We start from the raw sequence: 19,956 nt of genomic DNA on the forward strand, positions 1-19,956 counted from the left end.
GATTCAAACAGAGACGATTTTACGATAAAACAACCTTGTTTTTAGGCTTACCTGCCAAGGTCAGTCTCCATCAAGACAGGCAGTATGTTCAATACATTTGTTTAGGACAAACTTATTCTACATTCATTACACCGATTTCCCCAACTGAGATCCATGCTTCATTATAAGCACCTTCATGGCTGACGAGTTTGAAGAACCGTGCTTTATAGGTTTTGTCGAATGTGACCTCCTGTCGTATGGGGTTATTGGCAATATTGCTGAATTCGGCATTGTCTTTAACTTTCGTCCATTTCTTGCCATTTTTGCTGATAAAGAAAGAGTAACGGGCAATGGTTCCGCTTTTGTTTTCTCCTGCTCTCGGGTTGTAGTAGAATCCGTTTATTTTTAGCTTTTCTCCCATATCCACTGTAATGTGGTGAGGGTGACTGTCCACATTTTCCCCCCACGGGGTATGCCACATAGTGGCTTCGTTTCCATCAATGGCGTTGGTGGCGGGGTAACCCTCGTGTTGAGTGCTGTAATCTGTGACAGCCCATTTGGACTTGTTGATGAAAAATTCCCGGGTTACTACGCTGCTCTGCTCCTCGAAATTGTTGATGAAGGCACGTGCTTTGACTGTACCTCCGCTTTTAAGGATGAACGGTCCTGTGTATTCCATGGAGGAAGCGGTTGGTTCTGATCCGTCCAGGGTGTAGCGAATTACCGGATGAGCCGTTTCTGTGGTGATAACCACTTCTCCTTTTTTGTTTCTCAGAATCACCGGATCGGATAAAATCTCCGGGGCCTGAAAAATCCCAAAGTTAGAGATAATGGCTTTGTCGCGTGATTTGTGAATGGTTAGCCGAACTTTGTTGGTGGTGGTTTCCGGCACCCGCAGCAGTTTTTTGTAACCTATGGTGGTGGAGGTTGCTATGGTTTTCCAACCATTGTTGATCCATGCTTCCACGCTGAACTCTTCCACCCGCTGTCCTTTGGTAATGTCTTCCTGCAGCAAAACAACGTTAAAGGTTTTTGTCCCTTGTAACGAAGCCTCAGCAGAAGCAGGAATACGGGGTGTTTTCCAGGCGGCTCCGTAGAGGTTGTCGGCCGGGATGGCCTGTGTCTTTAGTTCAGGCGCAAAGGTGGCGCCCTTCATCAGGTTGTTTTCAAAAGTTTTGTCGATGTAGGTTTTTAATTTTTTTAGAACAGCTACATCGTTTTCATGAATCAGACCTCTTTTATCTGGGGGAACGTTCAGCAAAAGCACTGCATTCATCCCTACAGAATTGTAGTAGATGTCCACCATTTTTGCCAGTGATTTTACGCGACTGTCCTCCTCTTCGTGGTAAAACCAGCCGGGACGAATGGAAACATCTACTTCCGCAGGAAACCAAAAGAGATGGTCAGCTTTTTTAATCAGCTCCCGGCTTCCAAGATCTTTCGACTGTGCATTGAGGTCCAACTCTTCGTTGATGGCGTTCATTTCGGCTGTTCCACCCGGAGCAAGTGCGGTAACACTCCACTCAGTCTCACGTCCGTAGCCGGTTTCGGTTCCCACCCAGCGCACATCTTCACCCATGATGGCTACCACAGCTTCGGGCTGAAGTTCTTCAATTTTTTCGTAGTAAGCGGACCAGTCATAAACTTGCTTTTTCCCGTTGGGGCCTTCTCCGTTGGCTCCGTCGAACCATACTTCGTCCACTTTGCCATACCAGGTGAGCAATTCGGTGAGTTGATCCAGGAAAAATTGACTGTATGCAGGGGAATCGCCGTAGCACTCGGCATTTCGGTCCCAGGGAGAGAGGTAAACACCGAATTTCATGCCGAACTCATCGCAGGCATCTTTCAACTCTTTTACGATGTCTCCGTTGCCGTTCTTCCAGGGAGATGATGCCACCGAGTGGTCTGTGGTTTTGGTGGGCCAAAGACAGAAGCCATCGTGGTGTTTGGCGGTGAGAATAACCATTTTCATCCCTCCTTCTTTCAGAGACTTTACCCACTGTCTGGCATCCAGTTCTGAAGGATTAAATATTTCAGGTGATTCGCTTCCGTCGCCCCATTCACGTCCGGTAAATGTATTGATCCCAAAGTGAATAAAGGCGGTCATTTCCAGCTTTTGCCAGTTGAGCTGTTGTTGGGTAGGAACAACTCTGGCAGCTTTGTGAATTTTGCTTTGGAGCGTTTCTCCCTCCTCAAAGTCCACTCTTTTGATGTATTTTTCCTGTGCCGAAGCATTCAGAAATGCAAATCCGGCAATCATGGCTAAAATGAAATACTTTTTGAAAGTCATGTGGCAAATTTTTGTGTAGTGATAGATCTATTGAGCTGTGACTGATTGTAATACTTCGTCGGGCCAGGGCACCGGTTTTCCTGAGACCTTGAATGATGGTCTTTGTGCCTCCACCCTTCGCAGGTAACTGCCCAGGTCAGCTGACAGTTCTGCTGTTTTTTCGGGATACCCGGCACTCAAGTCGTATTTTTCTCCGATATCTTCCCGAAGGTTGAAAAGTTCCTTTTTTTGATCTTTATACCAGTAAACCAGCTTCCAGTCGCCTTTTCGGATGGAGCTGGTTGTTCCGATTCCCGGACCTTCTCCGCCCCACTTGTTTGGGTAATGCCAGAAAAGAGGTCTGTCAAAGTCTTTGGACTTTTGATTTTTAAGTAATCGAATAAAACTTTTTCCGTCCACTGTTTGGACAGTTTCAGGATTGTGAATTCCTGCCATTTCAAGAATGGTTGGGAAGAAATCCTCAATGATCACAGGAGTTTCGCAAAAAGATGCGGGCTTGGTAACTCCCGGCCATTTCGCGAGCATCGGTACTCTGATGCCTCCTTCATAGGCAGCCCCTTTTCCACTGGCAAGAGGGCGATTGTGCGTGTGAGCTTCTCCTCCCCGGGCATGGGCACTTAGGCCACCATTATCAGACATAAAAAGGATGATAGTGTTTTCGGTAAGGTTGTTTTTATCCAGAAAAGTCATCAGATCCCCTAAGCTTTTGTCCATTCCTTCTATCATTGAGGCGTAAGCAGCTTCTGTTTCATCAAGTCCTTTGTCCAGGTATTTTTGAATAAATCTTTTGTCTTTTTCAATGGGAACATGAACGGCATAATGCGCCATATAAAGGTAAAAAGGTTGTCTCTGACTAACGGGTTTCTGCAGAGCTTTAATGGCTTCTATTGTAAGAGCCTCGGTGAGGTAGGTGTCTGTACCGTGGTATTTTTCCAGTCCCGGAACATCCCACTGCGTGCCCCCGTTTCTCCATTGGGCACTGTAGTTTTTTTCGCCCAGGAAACTTCCCGGTCCACCGGCGGCATGGCCTGCAATGTTTACATCGAATCCAAGGTTGATCGGGTTTTCGGCCGGTGTGCCGATGGCTCCCCAGTGAGCTTTACCGCTGTGTACGGTATAATAACCGTGGTCTTGAAGGATTTTCGGAAGAGGTGTGATGTGAACTGAGTTTTCGATGGAATCGGTGGGTTGCGGCCCGTTTACATTCCATTGGGGTAAATTCAATGACGGATGCGGTCTGTCGTTGGAAGCATTACGCTTCAGTGTCCAATTGGTAACACGATGTCTGGCTGCGTTCATGCCGGAAATAAGGCTGACACGTGTGGGCGAACACACTGCGCAGGCATAGGCCTGGGTAAATTTAACCCCCTCTTCGGCCAGTTTTTCCATGTTCGGTGTATGGTAGCGCTTGTTGAATTTTGTAGAATCTTTCCAGAAAGGGACAGAGGTGTCCTGCCAGCCCATATCATCTACCATGAACATAATGATGTTGGGAGATTGTTGGTCCCGGTCGTTTTGTTGGCAGCCGGAAAGTAAGGCTCCGGTAATGAATGACATACCGAGTAAACCTTGACCGGTTTTTTTGAGTGCAGTGAGTTTTTTCATGACTGGGGGTGTTAAAAGGAGTACCGGTATTTCTCCGGTACTCCCTGCCTTTCATCAGTAAATAATTTATCTAAGTTATTGGTCTGATGGAACTCGCATGGTTGATTGTTTACATTCTCTTTTGAGGCAATCATTGCCATGCTCGTTTCATTCGTATAAAATCAGGCTAAATTGCTGGTCTAATGAAATATGCATGTAAGGAATTTGTGAATTATCTTTTGTGACATCCCTTGCCATGCTCGTTTCACTTATTTTGAAAAATCCAGAGTGAAAGAAAATGAATAATTGTCGTCAGAAAGGCGGAACTGTGGATGTGCGATGGCCTTATGCGACCATGAATCATCACCTCCAAGTCCCATCTGCCCATAATCAATATTAATGGTATATACCTCTCTTGGCTCCAGTTCATTGATGTGAGTGGCTTCTTCCAGGTTTTCCATGGACCATGGCCATACAGAGAAATCGAATTGCTCAATGCCCTTCACCTGAATGGTATTTCTGGCCCCGGAGATGTTTAACCATCTCACATCGCTGCGGTTACCGTTTTCCTGAGGATAAACATAGTTGTAGGGGATTTCATCCAATGACATGGTGAATTCGCCGAGTCGTGCTCCCTCTTTTCTGTCCCAATAGGACTCATGAGGTCCCTTGCCGTAGAATTTCACATCGCTGAAAGAACCAGGTATGTCTCCCTGCATTCCGAAACGTGGAAGAGGAGGCGTATCTTTTCCTTTAGTGATGTTCATGTCCACAGCAATTTCCCCGTCGCCATTGACGGTGTAGGTCATGATAAGAATACTTCCATCAACGGGTAGTTGGTACTCTGCCCTGATGGTGTGAAGCCCCTCATTGTTTTTGGTAACTTCCCAGTTTTGGAGTTTCATATTCGCAGCGGCTTCTTTCCATACTTTCATGGATTTGAAAACATGGTTCCCTCCGGCCATGTCATTGTCGGTAGGAGCCCTCCAGAAGTTTGGTTTCAGAGGCGCTGACAGCATTTCTTTACCTCTGTAAGTGAATGAAGCAATGCCACCGTTGGTTTTATCAAAAGTTGCGCTGAAGCGTCTTCCTGAGAGGGTATATGTATTGTTGTTATCCTCCACGGTAAGACTGCCTGTGGCCTGAATATCAGAAGATTCTTTATTGTCGGCCAGCAGGAACTGATCCCAACCCGCTTCAAAGCCTTTGTCTGCATATTTTGTGGCAGATTTCAAAGTGTAGTTGAGCTCCAGCAGGTATTCCCTGTTATTTTCTTTCTTAAATGGTTTAACCGGGATTTGAACAGCTGCATAATCACCCGGGAGAATTACAGGAAATTGAAGTGTTCCTGACTGAACAGTGGCTCCGTCAGCCAAAACTTTCCATTTCAGCTCGTAATCCGAGAGGTCGCTGTGCGAGTGCCGGTTAAGTATCTTTACTTCATAGTTTGAGAGGTCTCCGGGAAGTGCTGTGATTTCCTGGAAAATCTTTTTCAACTCATACATTTCCGGTTGAGGTGTCTGGTCGGCAGAAATGACTCCGTTGATGCAGAAATTGCCGTCGTTGGGTGTATCCACAAAATCACCGCCATAGGCCCAGTATTCACGACCATTTTCATCTGTTTGCAGAATTCCCTGATCCATCCAGTCCCAGATATAAGCTCCAATCAGATTGTCGTAGGCATAGATGTGATCCCAGTATTCCTTGAGGTTTCCAACCGAATTACCCATGGCGTGAGCATACTCGCAGATTACGATGGGGCGGTTGATATAGGGACTTTTGGCCAGTCCTTCCACCTGATCCGGTGAGGGATACATTCGACTTAATACATCCACGTAATAAGGATCGGTGGGATTGGCCATGTATTGAACTCGTTCTTTTGATCCGGGCTTGATATAATCCGGATGTTCATGATTGCCCTGGGCTCCTTCGTAATGAATAAATCGCGTAGGATCGAACTCCTTTGCCCAGCCGGCTGCTGCGGCATGGTTGGGGCCTGAGCCCGATTCATTGCCGAGTGACCAGGAGATAATGGAGGGGTGGTTTTTATCACGTTCCACCATTCTCACCACACGATCAAGAAAGGCGTAGGACCAGTCTGTCTGATTGGAGAAATAACCTCCCACTCCGTGTGTTTCAATGTTGGCTTCGTCCATCACATAAATACCGTACTCATCGCAAAGTTCATAGAAGTAGGGATCGTTTGGGTAATGTGAGGTACGAACAGAGTTGATGTTGAATTGCTTCATGAGCAATACATCTTTGAGCATCTCTTCGCGGGTAACGGTTTTCCCACCTGTTTCGCTGTGGTCATGCCGGTTAACTCCTTTAAGTTTTACCTTTTTTCCGTTGACCAGTAACGTACCGTCCTGGATTTCAATTTCCCGGAAACCGACTTTGGATGGGATAGCTTCCACCACATTTCCTTCAGAATCTTTGAGAGTGAGGATGAGATTGTAGAGATAAGGATCTTCTGCAGTCCACTTCCGGGGTGCAGAAATTTCCTTTTCCATCAGCCCAAAATAGACATTGTCGCGCTGAGGGTAATATTCATTGACCACGCGATTGACATCCACGGACAGGGGAGTGTTGAGGACGTTTCTTCCGCTGGCATCGGTCAAATTTGCTTCGATGGTCCATCCTTTGATGTCGGTGTCGTCAAAACGGGCTATCTCGGGGCGAATCTGAAGCAAAGCATTTTGGTATGTTTTGTCAAAACGGGTGCGGATGGCGAAGTCGCTGATATTGACTTTGTTCCGCGCCATCAGAAATACTTCCCGATGAATCCCGCTCATGCGCCAGTGATCCTGATCTTCGAGGTAGCTGCCATCACTCCAGCGGGAAATCTTAACAGTGATGCGGTTGCTTCCTTCCTGAAGAAATGGTGTGATGTTGAATTCTGACGGAAGACGATTTCCCTGGCTGTATCCTGCTTTTTCTCCGTTTACCCAAAGATGAAACGAGGAACTTACCCCTCCGAAATGAAGTATGATTTCTTTTTGGTCCCAGTTTTCAGGAAGCTCAAAGTCACGTGCATATATTCCCACCGGATTGTCCCTGAGGATGTTAGGTGGTTTTACGGGGAATGGATAAACCACATTGGTGTAAATGGGTGTGCCATATCCTTTCATTTCCCAGCTGGAAGGTACTTCAATGTTGTCCCACGTGCTGACATCATATCCGCCTTCATAGAAACCTGATGGAATTGTTGCTTCCGTATCATTGAAGTTGAATTTCCAGTCCCCGTTGAGCATAAGCATCTCTGATTGCTCCCAGTCAAAGGTTTTGGCTTTTTCAGCATTGGAATAGCTGTAAAAAGTACTTCGGGGTTCCATTTTGTTTTCGGAGATCATCCGCGGGTTTTCCATGTATCTGCCCTGGGCTGCAAGGAAAGCCGCCATTAGCAGAAATAGTGTGAAGATGGTTGTTCGTTTCATAGTTATATTGTTTTTCTATTATGCACGAATTTGTTGAGGATTCATGAATTGTTTTCTGATGGGCTGTCTTTAGGTCTTTAAATCTGAAATTGTGTTTTTGTTCGTAATGATTATTTTTGATCCAGAATATGTAATACATAATGCCAAAAATAGGAATAAATTTTACCAAAAAGCAATAACAATGAAAAAATATAAAGTTTTCATTGATTGACAATTGGGTGACAGGTTGAAATGAAGGGCCTTTTTTTATATCATATGATTCCGGAATTAGTTTGCCCAATGATCTGATAAAAAATAAACAAACTAATTCCACTTTTTTACAAAAATAACAAAAGAACCTTAGCAAATGTAATCATTGGAGGGGTGGATTTTTTGCAAAATCTTCTAATGTTTTTTAGAAATTGTATGAGAAGGACTAATTGAAATACCGGAATGAGGTTGTATTCCAAACTTTAACTAAATTGAAATAATTGTATGTAATATTATATTAGAATTAACCTTTTGAAACATGAAAACTAAAAAAGTAATATTGATTCTTTGTTTTGCTTATTTCATGATCGGCTGCGGGCAGGAGAAAGAAAATGAGTTGTCGTTCCGGCAGTTTATGCAAAGTAAGACTGAAAATTCTTCTCCGGCAGCGGCAAAGATGATAGAATCTCTCCGGGAAAGAGGCAATGGGGAGGAGGTAACCATCACCTTTCCCAAAGGGAGGTATGATTTTTATGAAGACAGTTCTTTTGTGCGGGAATACTACATTTCCAATCATGATCAGGTGAATCCCAAACGGGTTGCCTTTGTACTGGAGAACTTAAAAAATGTTACCATTAATGGTCAGGGGTCTGAATTTGTTTTTCACGGTCGGATGATCCCATTTGCACTATCGGGATGTGAGAATGTTACCTTGAAGAACTTTTCTGTTGATTTTAAAGTCCCTGCTTTACGACAACTTGAAATTTTGGAGGCAGATAAAGAGAGTGATGTGATTGAGGCCACGATTTGTCCGGGAGGGAATTACAGGATTGAAGAAGAAAAGCTGGTAGTTCTCGGGGAAGGTTATGAGTATCGGCCTTTTGTTTCCATGGCTTTCAGGGAAGATAAACGACTTTCCTACAGGCGCGGTGATGTGAGCTTTAATCCGGAGTCGGTAACAGAAATTGCTCAGGATACCTTCAGAATAGAGGGATGGGATCAGGTAAATGTTACTTCTCCGGGAGAAAGATATGCCTTGCGCACCTATTATCGACCAACCCCCGGAATTTTCATCAATGAAAGTAAAAACAGTGTGCTGGAGAATGTGACGGTTCATTATGCTGAAGGGATGGGTTTGCTGGCACAAATGAGCGAAGACATTACACTGGACGGGTTTAATGTTTGTCTGAAGGGAGAAGAGGACCCACGCTATTTCACAACCCAGGCAGATGCCACGCATTTTTCGGCATGTAAAGGGACCATTATTTCTAAAAACGGTCTTTACGAAGGGATGGCGGATGATGCCATCAATGTGCATGGAACTTACCTGAAAGTTTTTGAGCGACCTGCTGACAACATTCTGCATGCCCGTTATATGCATCCTCAGGCATGGGGTTTTAAATGGGGAGAACCGGGAGACCGTGTTCAGTTTGTGGAATCAGAAAAGATGGAGCTGGTTGGTAACCAAGTGAATACCATTAAGGAGATTCGTGCTCTTGACCGCCCAACTTATTTTGGGGCCAAAGAGTTTGAAATTGTTTTTAATGATCCTTTGCCTAAAGAGATTTCCGGAGAGGGCGCATATGGCATTGAGAATCTGACCTGGACTCCGGAAGTCATGTTTTCGGGCAATACCATTCGCAATAACCGGGCACGGGGAACCTTATTCAGCACACCCAAAAAGGTAATTTGTGAAAACAACCTGTTTGATCACACCCATGGGACCGCAATATTGCTTTGCGGCGATTGCAATGGCTGGTACGAGACCGGATCCTGCAGAGAAGTGATTATACGGAATAACAAATTTGTGAATGCACTGTCAGCCAACTATCAGTTTACCAATGCGGTGATCTCTATTTATCCTGAAATTCTAAATTTAGTGGAACAGGAGGAGTTTTTTCATTCCGGTATCGTGATAGAGAACAACACCTTCGAGATGTTTGACCGGCCATTGCTGTATGCCAAGTCAACTGATGGACTGCAATTCAGAAATAATACCATTACCTACAACAATGATTTTGATCCCTTTCACTGGAATGAGCACATCTTCTTTTTTGAGAAAGTGGATAATGTGCTGATTGAAGATAATGAGTTTGAAAAGGGATTGAATATGGAAGATGATGTGAGGGTGGAGTTGTCGGGAGATGGTGCAGTGAAGGTTGTTGATAATAATTAATTGAATAGTCTGAATCTGATCTGATTTGAAAATCTGCTTAGAATGAGGGAAAAAAGTTAAATAGGTTGCAGTGCATAGATAAAAAGAGTTTTGTGACTCTTATATTTATAATATTGTTAACAGTGGGCTGTCGTGAAGCAATTCAAAAGATTTATGCACCCAGAGTGGTCGGAACTCCTCCAGCCAATGCCTACGTCGGTCTGGCCCGGACTGCGCAGGATAATCACTATGAGAGCTTCTCAAAGGATGGTGGAAAACCTGGAGCGAAATGAAACCATCCAGGTTTTACGGGACTATCACTATGCCTCCCATTGGCAGATTAAAGGACGGCAGGTTGTTGTTTCTAAGGAACAATACCACTCCATTGCCAGAGAAAGAAGGTGCAGATGGAGTTTGGGAAGATGTATTTACAAACAGGGATGTTTTACATGTCGCTATTTCTGATGACGACGGGAGAACCTGGAAAGGATTCAGGGAGCTGTATCTTAATCCTAACCGCAATGATACTGCTTATGCTGAATCTAATCAGGATTTGAGTCTTGATATGAGTGTTCATCAGACACAATTTGTGGAGCTGAAGGATGGAAATATTCTGGTTTCTCTGGGACAGCATGTTTTGCACCGGAAGTTGTTGGTTTTCTATCCTGACTGGTTATTGGAAACCTCCAGAGAAGAAGACTTTTCTAACGGACTTACGAATTGGAGTACTTTTCTTTATCAAAACGGAGTTGTGGGACACTGTGCGTATAACAGGAGTGAGGGTTCCGAACTGATCATCAACCCGGCTGATACTACCCGACAGATACTGAGAATCAGGAAGCCGATGAATGAAAATCTGGAAACGCCTCATCAGGGTGCTGTATGGAATTTCCCTGCTCAACAGAAAGGACATCTTGAAACAAGAGTGTTTGTGCCTTCAGATAGCGGAGGTGGACCCCTAAGCCTCATGGACAGGTGGTTTAATGCCGGAGATACCGCGGCTTTTAAATATGCAATGTTTCATCTTGATTTAAAGACACTGGCTCCTGATCGATGGCATGATTTGCGATTTGAATGGGATTTGTCAGGAAGATCTGATTATTGTTCGGTAGTTAATGCTGGAGGAGAAACGATCGCCCGACTTCTGTTAAACCGAGCTTCCCTGAATGGGATAAGTTATGTCCACTTTATTTCTGACTCTCAAGAACCGGATGATAAAGGTTTTTATATTGAGGAAATATCTGCCCGGGCTGATCAGTGTTTTCCCGGAAAAAGACTGTGCCGGCATATTTGCAGATTTCTCTGGTTGCCGGCACAGTTTTAAATAAGAAAAAGAAAAACTGGTCACTTCATTAAAGCGGTAATTGACATCTCTTTTGTCTTTTTGGTTGCTTTATGAGTTTACTCTGGAAAATCTAATTTGCCAGCTTGGTCGTTAAACCGACTTTTTGAATCTTCACTGTCAGGTGATAACTCAGGGACTAAACATCCGGTCCTCCTCAATTCGAGGATATCTCTAATTCGCGGGGCTCACTCATATTATAGATGCTCGACAATGATTTCATTTAGTTACTTTTTTGCGTTTTTCACCAGAGTGGCCGCAGCTTCCGGAGTAGTTATTTTTTGATGACTGAATGCGGAAAGTACCCTGTTCAGTTTTTCTAAGCCCTCCTGATCATCCTTTTCTTTTAGCTTTTCGCGAATGATTCTTATTTTTTCAAAATCCTGGATGCCATCTCTTAGTTTTTCAAAGCGAATAGAACTGAGCGGGCCCGGATATATCTGATAAGTATCTCCGGCGGGCCAGGTGATGAACCGTGAATCCATTAATGGATCCTTTACCCATGAGTTGTATGCCCAGCGGAGAAATCCATCGAATCCTTTTGCTGCCGCTTACCATCCAATTAAAGTCTGCTCTGCCGGAGGTGAGAAAGTGAAGTTGTTGGGATGTTCCGGTGCTGCACAACTGGTGTAAAAGGTGGTGATAAGCTCCTTTTCTTTTCTGTCAGTAATGATCTGGGTATTGAGCTCCGGATTATGAAATACACAGAGATCTTTCAGGTCATCGGCAATTTCCTCATGATAATTCCCGGGCAGTGCCATGTTAAATTCCGGAGTAACCTCGTGAATAAAGTCAATGGTATTTTTCATTTCATTCACATGTCTTTCATCCATGGCAATGTTGGTGATGGAAAGCCACCCTTTCTCTTTCAGATGTTCTCTAAAGCTAAGCAGAAATGGTTTCCATAGCGATTTAAACTCCTCCGATCCTGGCTTTACCGTTTTGGTAACATAACCGGCGGAGTCTGTATTAAAATAACGTACTCTGTTTCCCCAGGGAACCATTGAGTAGCAGTTGATTTGGTCAGGAATACCTGCGTCTGTAGGCAGCCCGACCCACTTGTCAAAGACTTCGTAGTCGAATGACCACTGGTTCTCACCCCTGATGCGTCTATTGTATCATGGACTCAAAATGGTCATAAGTCTGACCTCCCCATGGACGATGCAAAATGCTAGTGGTGATGCTTTTTTGTCCTGCATTTGCCAGCATTTACAGGTATGGTAGACATGCCTGTAAATGTTCGTCACTCCATAATTCAGTGTTGTGCAGGCGGGCAATGGAATACGGATTTTGCCAGAGATCCAGGTGGAAGGCCCATCCAGACGGTGCGGGGAGTGTAAAGTCCTGTACCTCAAGGTTGAGGTTGAGGGTCTGCGCATCTCCTGCTTCAGGTTTTTTAATGATGTCTCCCTGGTAGCTTCCTGGCGTAACATTGGCAGGTAGATCAATGGTGATCCAAACGGGGCGGGTAGTTTTCCCTATTAAATTAAAAGGCTGGTTTTTTTTCAGAATATCAGCCACCAGATAAGCCGGTATGGTGTCTTTATCGCGATAGCCGCATCCGGTAAGGAATTCATCTGAGAGGACATATCTGACCGGATGGACATTGATATTATTTGCTGAAATACTGTTCCCATTAGGTTCTTTCAGGGTGCTTGCAGTTACTCTGATGTCATCGATGTCGGCAGAACTCCAAATCAGGAGTTGAAGATTTACCCGTTCACCCTTCCATGCAGTAATTGTTTGTTGGGAGGATATAGTAATGTCAGGCGGGATTTGTTTTTCGAATTTAATGTCTGTTGAAGAAAAAGAAGCGTATAGTTTTGGTTTTGTATCTTTCCAATCAGCAGCTACCGTTTGAATAGGATTCTCAGGTTTCCGAAAAGCAGGGCTTTTATCTGAAATGGCACACGATACAGCGAAAGGAATAACAGCAATAAGAATTTTAATTCTGTTCATAATCAATGAATAAAAATTGTTTTGTATCAGAAGGGGCCTGCCTTATTTTAATAGACGGCCCCTTTGGTAAGGATTTTTAAACCTTCTCCAACTCTTTCCAAACCTGAAACAGGCCTCGTGGCACATGGAAGCATCCTTTCCATTTACCCCCTTTTAGGCTGAGCGATACCTCGCCGCGACGGTTTAGGTAGCCAAACCATTCGGGATGTTTCGGGTCTTTGAAATGTTCCCATGTATAGTCGTGAACTTTTTCGAACCATTTGAGGCTGCCCCCGGAACCAGTGAGCCGGTAATTTTTCAGGGTTGAAATCAGTGTCTCCAGATGTACCCACCAAAGTTTCTGATCCCACTCCAGTTGCTGAGGTGGATGGTTTTTGGCATCCATAAAATAAAAAATGCCGCCATGTTCCTGATCCCACCCATGTTCAAGGGTTTGGAGAGTGATTTGCGATGCTTTGGTGATGATATCTTTTTTATTCATCCGTTCGGCCAGATCCATGATAAACCACATGGCTTCGATGGCGTGTCCCGGATTGAGCAACCGGCCATCGAAAGTATCTGAGAAAGTTCCGTCGGCATTCACATTTTCTACGATGAGTCCCAAGTCGGGGCGATAAAAAACGTTCATCACTTCGTCAATCAGTTTGTCGGCTGATTGTTCCACGAATTCTTTGCCCAGGATGTGTTCCATTTCCAGATTGAGGTTACACATGATCATGGGAAGGGCGAAGTTTTTGAGGTTGCGTGTTCCCGGCACTGCTTTGTTGTACCGTCCTTTGGGATTGATCTGGCGTTTCAGTATCCGGTCGTAGGTGGCTTTGGCTATGTGTGTATATTCATCGTTGCCTGTTGCCAGTCCCAGTTGGGCAAATGCCATGGCAGCAAATGTGTATGAGAAAATATTGTAGGGCTGAATCAGTGGTTGTCCCTCCTTTGTGAGACTGAAATACCAGTTGTAGTTCCCGTCGTGACCATATAGTTTCAGGAATTCACCTCCCTGTCGTGCACATTCCAGCCATTCCGGTTTTTGCTCCACCCGGTTGTATAGCATTGAAAAAAGCCATACTTCGCGGGCCTGAAGCCAAATGAATTTATCGGTATCATAAACATTGCCTTCTCTGTCGAGACAGGTGAAATAACCACCGAACTCCTGATCCTGTGACTTGTCGAGCCAAAAGGGAACTACATTATTCAGTAGTTCATTTTTATATTGAGTGCTTAGGTTCTTGAAATCCATGATTGCTATTTTTTTCCAATAAGTGTTCGGTATGTAAGTCTATTAATGTCCTTTTTGTTGGGGAGTACCTGACTTATCAGCAATGCAATTCCGAGGCTGGCGATAAGGCCAATGGCTCCGTAAAGCAAAAAGGAGACTGATGTCATTTGCTTGACCAACAATGTGATAATTAAACCGCCAATAAGTCCGCCTAATGCGGCCTGCGGAGAGATTCGTTTAGAGAAAATTCCCATCAGGAAGAGTGCTCCGATACCACTGGTGAGTACTCCCAGGAAGGTGTTAAACTGATCCCACAGCGATTCAATGCTCCAGGTGGCCAATATCAGTGCCATGCCAATGCCGAGAATTCCAATAACGATGCTGGAGATCCGGGCTACCATCATGCTCCTTTTTTGAGTGGCTTTTTTTGCGATGGAGATGTAAAAATCGGAGGTAAACACCGAAGCTACTGAGTTGATGTTGGATGACAGGGTGGACATGGCGGCAGCAAAGATGGCCGAAATCAGCAATCCAGCAACCCCGGCAGGCAGTTCACCTACGATAAACTGCGGGAACACCGAATCGATATTGGGGTTGGTGGCAGCTAATCGTTCGGGATTGGAATAGTAAAAGGCAAAAAGACCGGTTCCCAACAGGAAAAAGGTTATTGAAACGGGAATGCTGATGATTCCGTTGAGCCAGATGCTTCTGCCGGTTTCTTTTTCATTTTTGGTGGTCATGTATCGTTGTACCACCGATTGGTCGCTGGTATAAAGGATGAGTGTATTTGCCAGTCCTCCAAGCATTACAACCCAGAAAACAGGTTTGGACAGATCCAGGCTAAAATCAAAGATGCGCAGTTTTTCGTGGCTAATGACGATTTCTGTAAACTCTGAAATACCACCCTCAATGCCAAATAACATAAAGATAAAGGCCACAATTCCGCCTCCCATCAGGATGATACCCTGAATGACATCACCCCAAACCACTGCTTCAATTCCCCCGGAGGTACAATAAATTATGGTAACTACTCCCATCAGAATAATAGAAAGATAAATGTCGAACCCGGTAACGGCATTGAGTGCCAGTGACGGCAGGTAAAGCACCACAGCTATCCGGGTGATCATGAACAGGATAAAGAGTGCCGATGCAAGCCATTTGATGGTGCTGTTGAATCGGAGCTCCAGATATTGATAGGCCGTAGAAAGATTGAAACGCCGGAAGAACGGCAGGAAGTACTGAATAACGAAAGGGGCTATCAGAATGATACAAAACTGGAACATTATCATGTGCCAATCCGTGGCATAAGCTTTAGCTGGAATAGAGATGAATGTGATGGCACTCAGTGTGGTTGCGAAAATGCTAATACCCGCTGCCCACCAGGGAATTCTGCCGCCTGCCTTGAAGTAATCATCCACATCACCATCTTTCTTCACAAAGTAAAACCCGAGGTAGAGCATTCCTGCGAAGTAAAGTCCCAGTACCACGTAGTTAAGCCAGCCAAACTGAGGACTGGTAGATACAGTGAGTGCTTTTATCTGTGAGGTGCGAGTGCCCGGACTTACCTCTCCCATGGGAATGAGGTATTTGTTGTTCCACGGAATTATTTTGGCCATTACGGGGGCTTTTCCTTCCCATTGAGCAGTGGAGAACCATTTGTCGGTGATGGTATTATAAACCAGAATCTGATTGTTGAATCCCGGATGGTTTATCCATAAGCTGTCGCGTTTTGCAGTTGCTTCCGGGTTTTCTGCCATTTGGTTGATGACTTTTTCGATTTTGTTGTACTGGGTACCCGGGTCTCCTCCAACAACAATGATATGGGATGCTCCTGATGGAGCACCTGCAGCTACGGCCAGTGTCAGTGGTTGGGTTGCATCCTCTGTCCGGATGGCTCCTTTAACTGTCCATTTATTGTGCGTGGGGGAGTAACTCCATACTTTTGTTTTGAAAGAGGTGACAGAGTCCTCAGGTTTTTTGACACGACCACCTATTATAAACAAAGCTGTTTCCTTTCCGTTACTCTGAGCCTCCAGGATCATCCCGGTTCGGGCTCCGGGCATATCTGCCATTTGTTGCCATCCATATTCGGGCGCAGAAAGACTCAGGGACCATGCTTTTGAAGATGGGCCTTCCGGCGATTCTCCTCCGGCAAGATAAACTGTCGTTCCGATGGCGGTCATGCTGTGTCCTTTGACCGGAACAGGAAGAGGGGGGAGGGGCGTGAGATTCACCTCCTCGCCGGTAACGGAAAGGATAAAGGCATCGTCGGTAATTCCTTCAGGACCTGTTCCTCCTGTGCAAACCACTCCTTCAGCAGTTGATACCGAAGCTCCGTCAGTCAGCTTTCCGGGTATTTTTTTTGAACTTAATTGCCATTTTGCCCCTGTGTCAGACAAGGAACCGATTATGATATCATCAAAAACCTGCTTTTCTCCGCCTTCCCAGGGCTTGCCGGAAGCAAAATTGCTGCCTCCTGCAATAATAAGGTGATTGTTGTGAATCCCCCCGAAATAGCCTGATAGCCCTTCCCGGAGCTTGTCATTTTCGGAAATATCCAGGGTTGCAAAATCTTCCTGATTGGTGATATTTACATTTTGTGACAATGCCGGGAAAAGTCCCAGCAATAGTCCCAAAAGAATTAAAAACGATCCTTTTTTTAACATTGTCCTGTTTTTTTATTCAAATATTGCTGTCAGAGAAATTATTACTGACTACCGAGCCTGGAAAATAATTCATTCATTCCGAGAGCCTCTACATCTTTACTGAAATTTTTAAAATCGGTATCATTCATTACCGACACGGGCTGACGAAAATGACCGCAGTCCAGTCCGATGTATTTCATGAATGCTTTTCCGGTGCCGATGCCACCATATTTGCCCAGCAGGCTGATCATATCGATGGATTGTTGTTGCAACTTTCGTGCGCTCTTCAGGTCTCCTTCATTGAACGCTTTGATGAGGTCATAATACAGCGGAGCTGCATAGTTGTAAGTACTGCCAACGCCTCCTTCGGCACCCAGAGCCAGTGCGGCGAGCAGATTCTCGTCCCGGCCCCACAGCATGTCGTAGTAGCCGTCTTTGTAATTCAGGCAACTTAAAAAATCCATGAAATCTTCGTGGGTGTATTTAATTCCTGCAAAGTTGGGAACTTTTTCATCCATTTCTGCCAGAAGATTTGTCATAGGGAAGTTAACTCCTGAAAGCACAGGTATATGATAAAAATATACCGGCATTTCTGGAACTTCAGCAGCAATGGCGGCAATGAAATCTGCCAGATGTCCAACGGTTGGCGGCTTAAAGTAGAAAGGGGCCAGCACAGCAATTGCATCTGTTTTGTTTTCTTGCGAATACTTTGCCAGTTCAATGCAGTCGGTGAGCGAAGTACCTCCCACCAGGTTGATGACGCGTACACCCGGTTTTTCAGCGGCTTTTTCACACCATACGCGGGTGACCTCTTTTTTCTCTTCCATGGACATGGAAACTCCCTCGCCGGTACTTCCGTTGATGAAAGCACCGGAGATGTTGTTTTCTAAAAGCAGGTTGTAATAGTCGTCTATCTTTTCAAGGTTTAGCTCACCGTTTTCGTGCATTGGGGTAAATGGTGCTGCTACCAGTCCTTTAAATTTTTCTAGTTTCATATTTTTGGTTTTATAATTTTTGATTTTCGAATTTCTTAATGATTGCTGTCATGAGGCACTTCAACCTGGAATGTCGAAACAGGAATGCCATGCTCATTGACAATGTTCCCCTTGGAATAAGGTCTCCATCCGTATCTGATGTGTTTTATTGTTCGTTCCGGGTCGGGAATGATGATGTTGTTGCCTTCGAGGCTTCCAGCTTCCGGTTTGAAAATTCCATCTTTGCTGGCGACTTCTAACTCCCTGATTGGTTCAGAGTCTTTTGTTTGCAGTTGGTCGGAATGGGAGAACTTTATTTCAATGTTGTTTTGCAATCTTTTTACCGACAGGATGGGATTATTCCCTGTGGGAATATGGGTCAGACCATAAATCTGATTCAAGGCTGTCTGTGCCATCCTTTTTCCTACAGGATATTTGTTTACCGGATGGACATCGGTCTCATTTCCGAAGTCACTGGTTACCACCATCCAGGTATAAGGGATCTCTGTAGCAAGTCGTCGCTGACTGTCCCTGAAATGCGGCCAGCTGGGGCGGTTGAGAGATGAGAGCTGGGCGAAGATGAACGGCAGATTGGGTTGATTCCAGGCTATTTGCCACGATTTAACCATAGTGGGAAACAGAATTTCATGCAGTTCGATATTGTGTGCATTGGATTCACCCTGATACCAGAGAACTCCTTTGATGGGATAGCCGCTGATTTTACTGATTCCGGCTTCAAACAGATAAGCCGGATGATAGGGATGTCGTTGCAAATTGTTATTGGCTTGACTGATGTTTTTTTGAGCCCGCTCACGACACCATTGCATTACGTGGTCATTGGTGTTCCATGAATAGAGAAAATTTACCAGTCGGGGATGGAATTCCAGTGTTTTCCGGTCAATGAAAGATTCAGTGGGAGCACCTCCTACAGCCACATGAATGAGGCCGACGGGTACATCTAATTCTTCCTGGAGTTTTTTGCCAAAGTACCAGCCGATGGCCGAAAAATCTGCAACCGATGCTTCAGTGGCAGGCTCCCATTTTCCTGAGAGATAATCCAGATTATTTACCTTACTGAGTGTCGTTGAATCCCATGCAGTGTTGTTTGTTTCTGCGATGGGGTGAAAATTCATCAGACGTATTTGAGAAGAAGAGGCATTTGAAATGGGTTCCTGTCCTTTTGCCGATTGTCTAACTTTGAAGGCCATGTTAGACTGGCCGGTGCAAAGCCATACTTCTCCAATCATGATATCTTTGAAAGTGATGGTTCGGGATTCGGCCTCTATTTTTAGTTTATGGGGGCCTCCGGCCGGCATTGCCCGGAAGTTCACTTTCCATTTTCCATCAACCCCTGCACGGGTCGTTATTTTTTGATTGTTAAGTTTCAGTTTTATTTCTTCGTTTCTGTTGGCCAATCCCCACACCGGGATTAATGTGTCTCGCTGCAGTACCATGTGGTCCCCAAATATCGAAGCAGGACGGATTCCGCCAAAGTCTCCGGTGATGTGTTGAAAAGCCATTTGAGCCATTATAGCAGCGCCTTCCTTTATCGGATGTAAGGCATCCGGGAACAAGTCCGGACGTGTGTGGAGGGGGGTGTGCCAGTCAATTATTCTGGCATTACAGTTTTCGGCTACCTGCTCAATGGTTTTTTGGATTTGCCAAAACCAATCACGTGTCCCTGACATAAACCTGGGATGTGAGTGAAAAATGGGGGTCATTCGCCCAATCCATACTTCCGGTTTTGAGCCGTCTGCCTTTCTGAAGCTGTCAATCAGGCTCATGTAATCAGCAATAAAATCATCACGGTAATTGGGCCAGTTGCGTGGATCGGTATCATTGAGCCCCAGGGAAATGATGATGACATCCGGCTGAAAAGCCACTGCCTGTTTAAATTCTTCCTGTTCCATGTATGGTCGGTGTCCTTTACGCAGAAGTGTGGCTCCGCTTTTCCCGAAGTTTCCCACAAGGTACTCGTTGCCCAGAAGTTCCTGTAATTGCGCAGGATAAGAGTTCTCTTCCCGTTTGTCAATTTTGTAACCAAAAGTTACACTGTTGCCGATGCAGGCCACCCGGGTTTTTTGGCTAAAACCAGGGAGAGACACCGCCGCCAGGAGCAATAGGATCAACAGATTTCTTACTCTGCCGGGGCTTGTTATACAGGTGTTTTGTTTCTTTGTTTTCAT

General features: G+C 45.0%; 11 protein-coding genes and 1 pseudogene. 3 read left to right on the forward strand and 9 right to left on the reverse strand.

The features are described 5' to 3' along the window. Nucleotides 1-112: 112 nt before the first annotated feature. The 3 genes from W7W_RS0119265 to W7W_RS0119275 form a co-directional block, all read right to left on the reverse strand. Entirely contained in the window at nucleotides 113-2,269 is a 2,157-nt protein-coding gene (locus W7W_RS0119265) for an alpha-L-fucosidase (protein WP_010665277.1), read from the reverse strand. A 27-nt stretch (nucleotides 2,270-2,296) separates the two neighbouring features. Next, entirely contained in the window at nucleotides 2,297-3,874 is a 1,578-nt protein-coding gene (locus tag W7W_RS0119270; protein WP_010665278.1) for a sulfatase, read from the reverse strand. Between the two features lie 248 nt (nucleotides 3,875-4,122). Beyond that, entirely contained in the window at nucleotides 4,123-7,290 is a 3,168-nt protein-coding gene (locus W7W_RS0119275) for a glycoside hydrolase family 2 TIM barrel-domain containing protein (protein WP_010665279.1), read from the reverse strand. A 508-nt stretch (nucleotides 7,291-7,798) separates the two neighbouring features. On the opposite strand from W7W_RS0119275, the gene W7W_RS0119285 reads away from it, so the two are divergent. From W7W_RS0119285 to W7W_RS22540, 3 genes are all read left to right on the forward strand, one after another. Beyond that, nucleotides 7,799-9,655, forward strand: coding sequence for a right-handed parallel beta-helix repeat-containing protein (locus W7W_RS0119285; protein WP_010665280.1), 1,857 nt, complete (start codon nucleotides 7,799-7,801; stop codon nucleotides 9,653-9,655). Nucleotides 9,656-9,747: 92 nt separating this feature from the next. Beyond that, a complete protein-coding gene (locus W7W_RS23010) occupies nucleotides 9,748-9,927 on the forward strand; it encodes a hypothetical protein (protein ID WP_148660849.1) in 180 nt (59 codons plus the stop codon). Beyond that, a complete protein-coding gene (locus W7W_RS22540; RefSeq protein ID WP_010665282.1) occupies nucleotides 9,924-10,958 on the forward strand; it encodes a sialidase family protein in 1,035 nt (344 codons plus the stop codon). Before W7W_RS23010 ends, W7W_RS22540 begins: the two co-directional genes overlap by 4 nt. Before the next feature lie 245 nt (nucleotides 10,959-11,203). Here W7W_RS22540 and W7W_RS24085 read toward each other — a convergent pair. From W7W_RS24085 to W7W_RS0119315, 6 genes and pseudogenes are all read right to left on the reverse strand, one after another. Continuing rightward, nucleotides 11,204-12,082 (reverse strand): annotated as a pseudogene (locus W7W_RS24085) (DUF4091 domain-containing protein). A 103-nt stretch (nucleotides 12,083-12,185) separates the two neighbouring features. Continuing rightward, on the reverse strand, nucleotides 12,186-12,935 hold the full coding sequence (locus W7W_RS23340; RefSeq protein WP_010665283.1) for a hypothetical protein: 750 nt from the start codon (nucleotides 12,933-12,935) through the stop codon (nucleotides 12,186-12,188). 76 nt (nucleotides 12,936-13,011) lie between these two features. Beyond that, a complete protein-coding gene (locus W7W_RS0119300) occupies nucleotides 13,012-14,172 on the reverse strand; it encodes an AGE family epimerase/isomerase (protein WP_010665284.1) in 1,161 nt (386 codons plus the stop codon). A 5-nt stretch (nucleotides 14,173-14,177) separates the two neighbouring features. Then, nucleotides 14,178-16,817 carry a sodium:solute symporter family transporter gene (locus W7W_RS0119305; RefSeq protein ID WP_010665285.1) on the reverse strand — a complete coding sequence of 880 codons (2,640 nt, stop codon included), beginning with the start codon at nucleotides 16,815-16,817 and terminating at the stop codon, nucleotides 14,178-14,180. A gap of 41 nt (nucleotides 16,818-16,858) precedes the next feature. Then, nucleotides 16,859-17,791: a dihydrodipicolinate synthase family protein gene (locus tag W7W_RS0119310; RefSeq protein WP_010665286.1), complete on the reverse strand. Its 933-nt coding sequence runs from the start codon at nucleotides 17,789-17,791 to the stop codon at nucleotides 16,859-16,861. 35 nt (nucleotides 17,792-17,826) lie between these two features. Then, nucleotides 17,827-19,956 (reverse strand): GDSL-type esterase/lipase family protein, encoded by a 2,130-nt coding sequence (locus W7W_RS0119315; RefSeq protein WP_010665287.1) that lies wholly within the window; start codon nucleotides 19,954-19,956, stop codon nucleotides 17,827-17,829.

Source organism: Marinilabilia salmonicolor JCM 21150 (assembly GCF_000259075.1).
Classification (GTDB): domain Bacteria; phylum Bacteroidota; class Bacteroidia; order Bacteroidales; family Marinilabiliaceae; genus Marinilabilia; species Marinilabilia salmonicolor.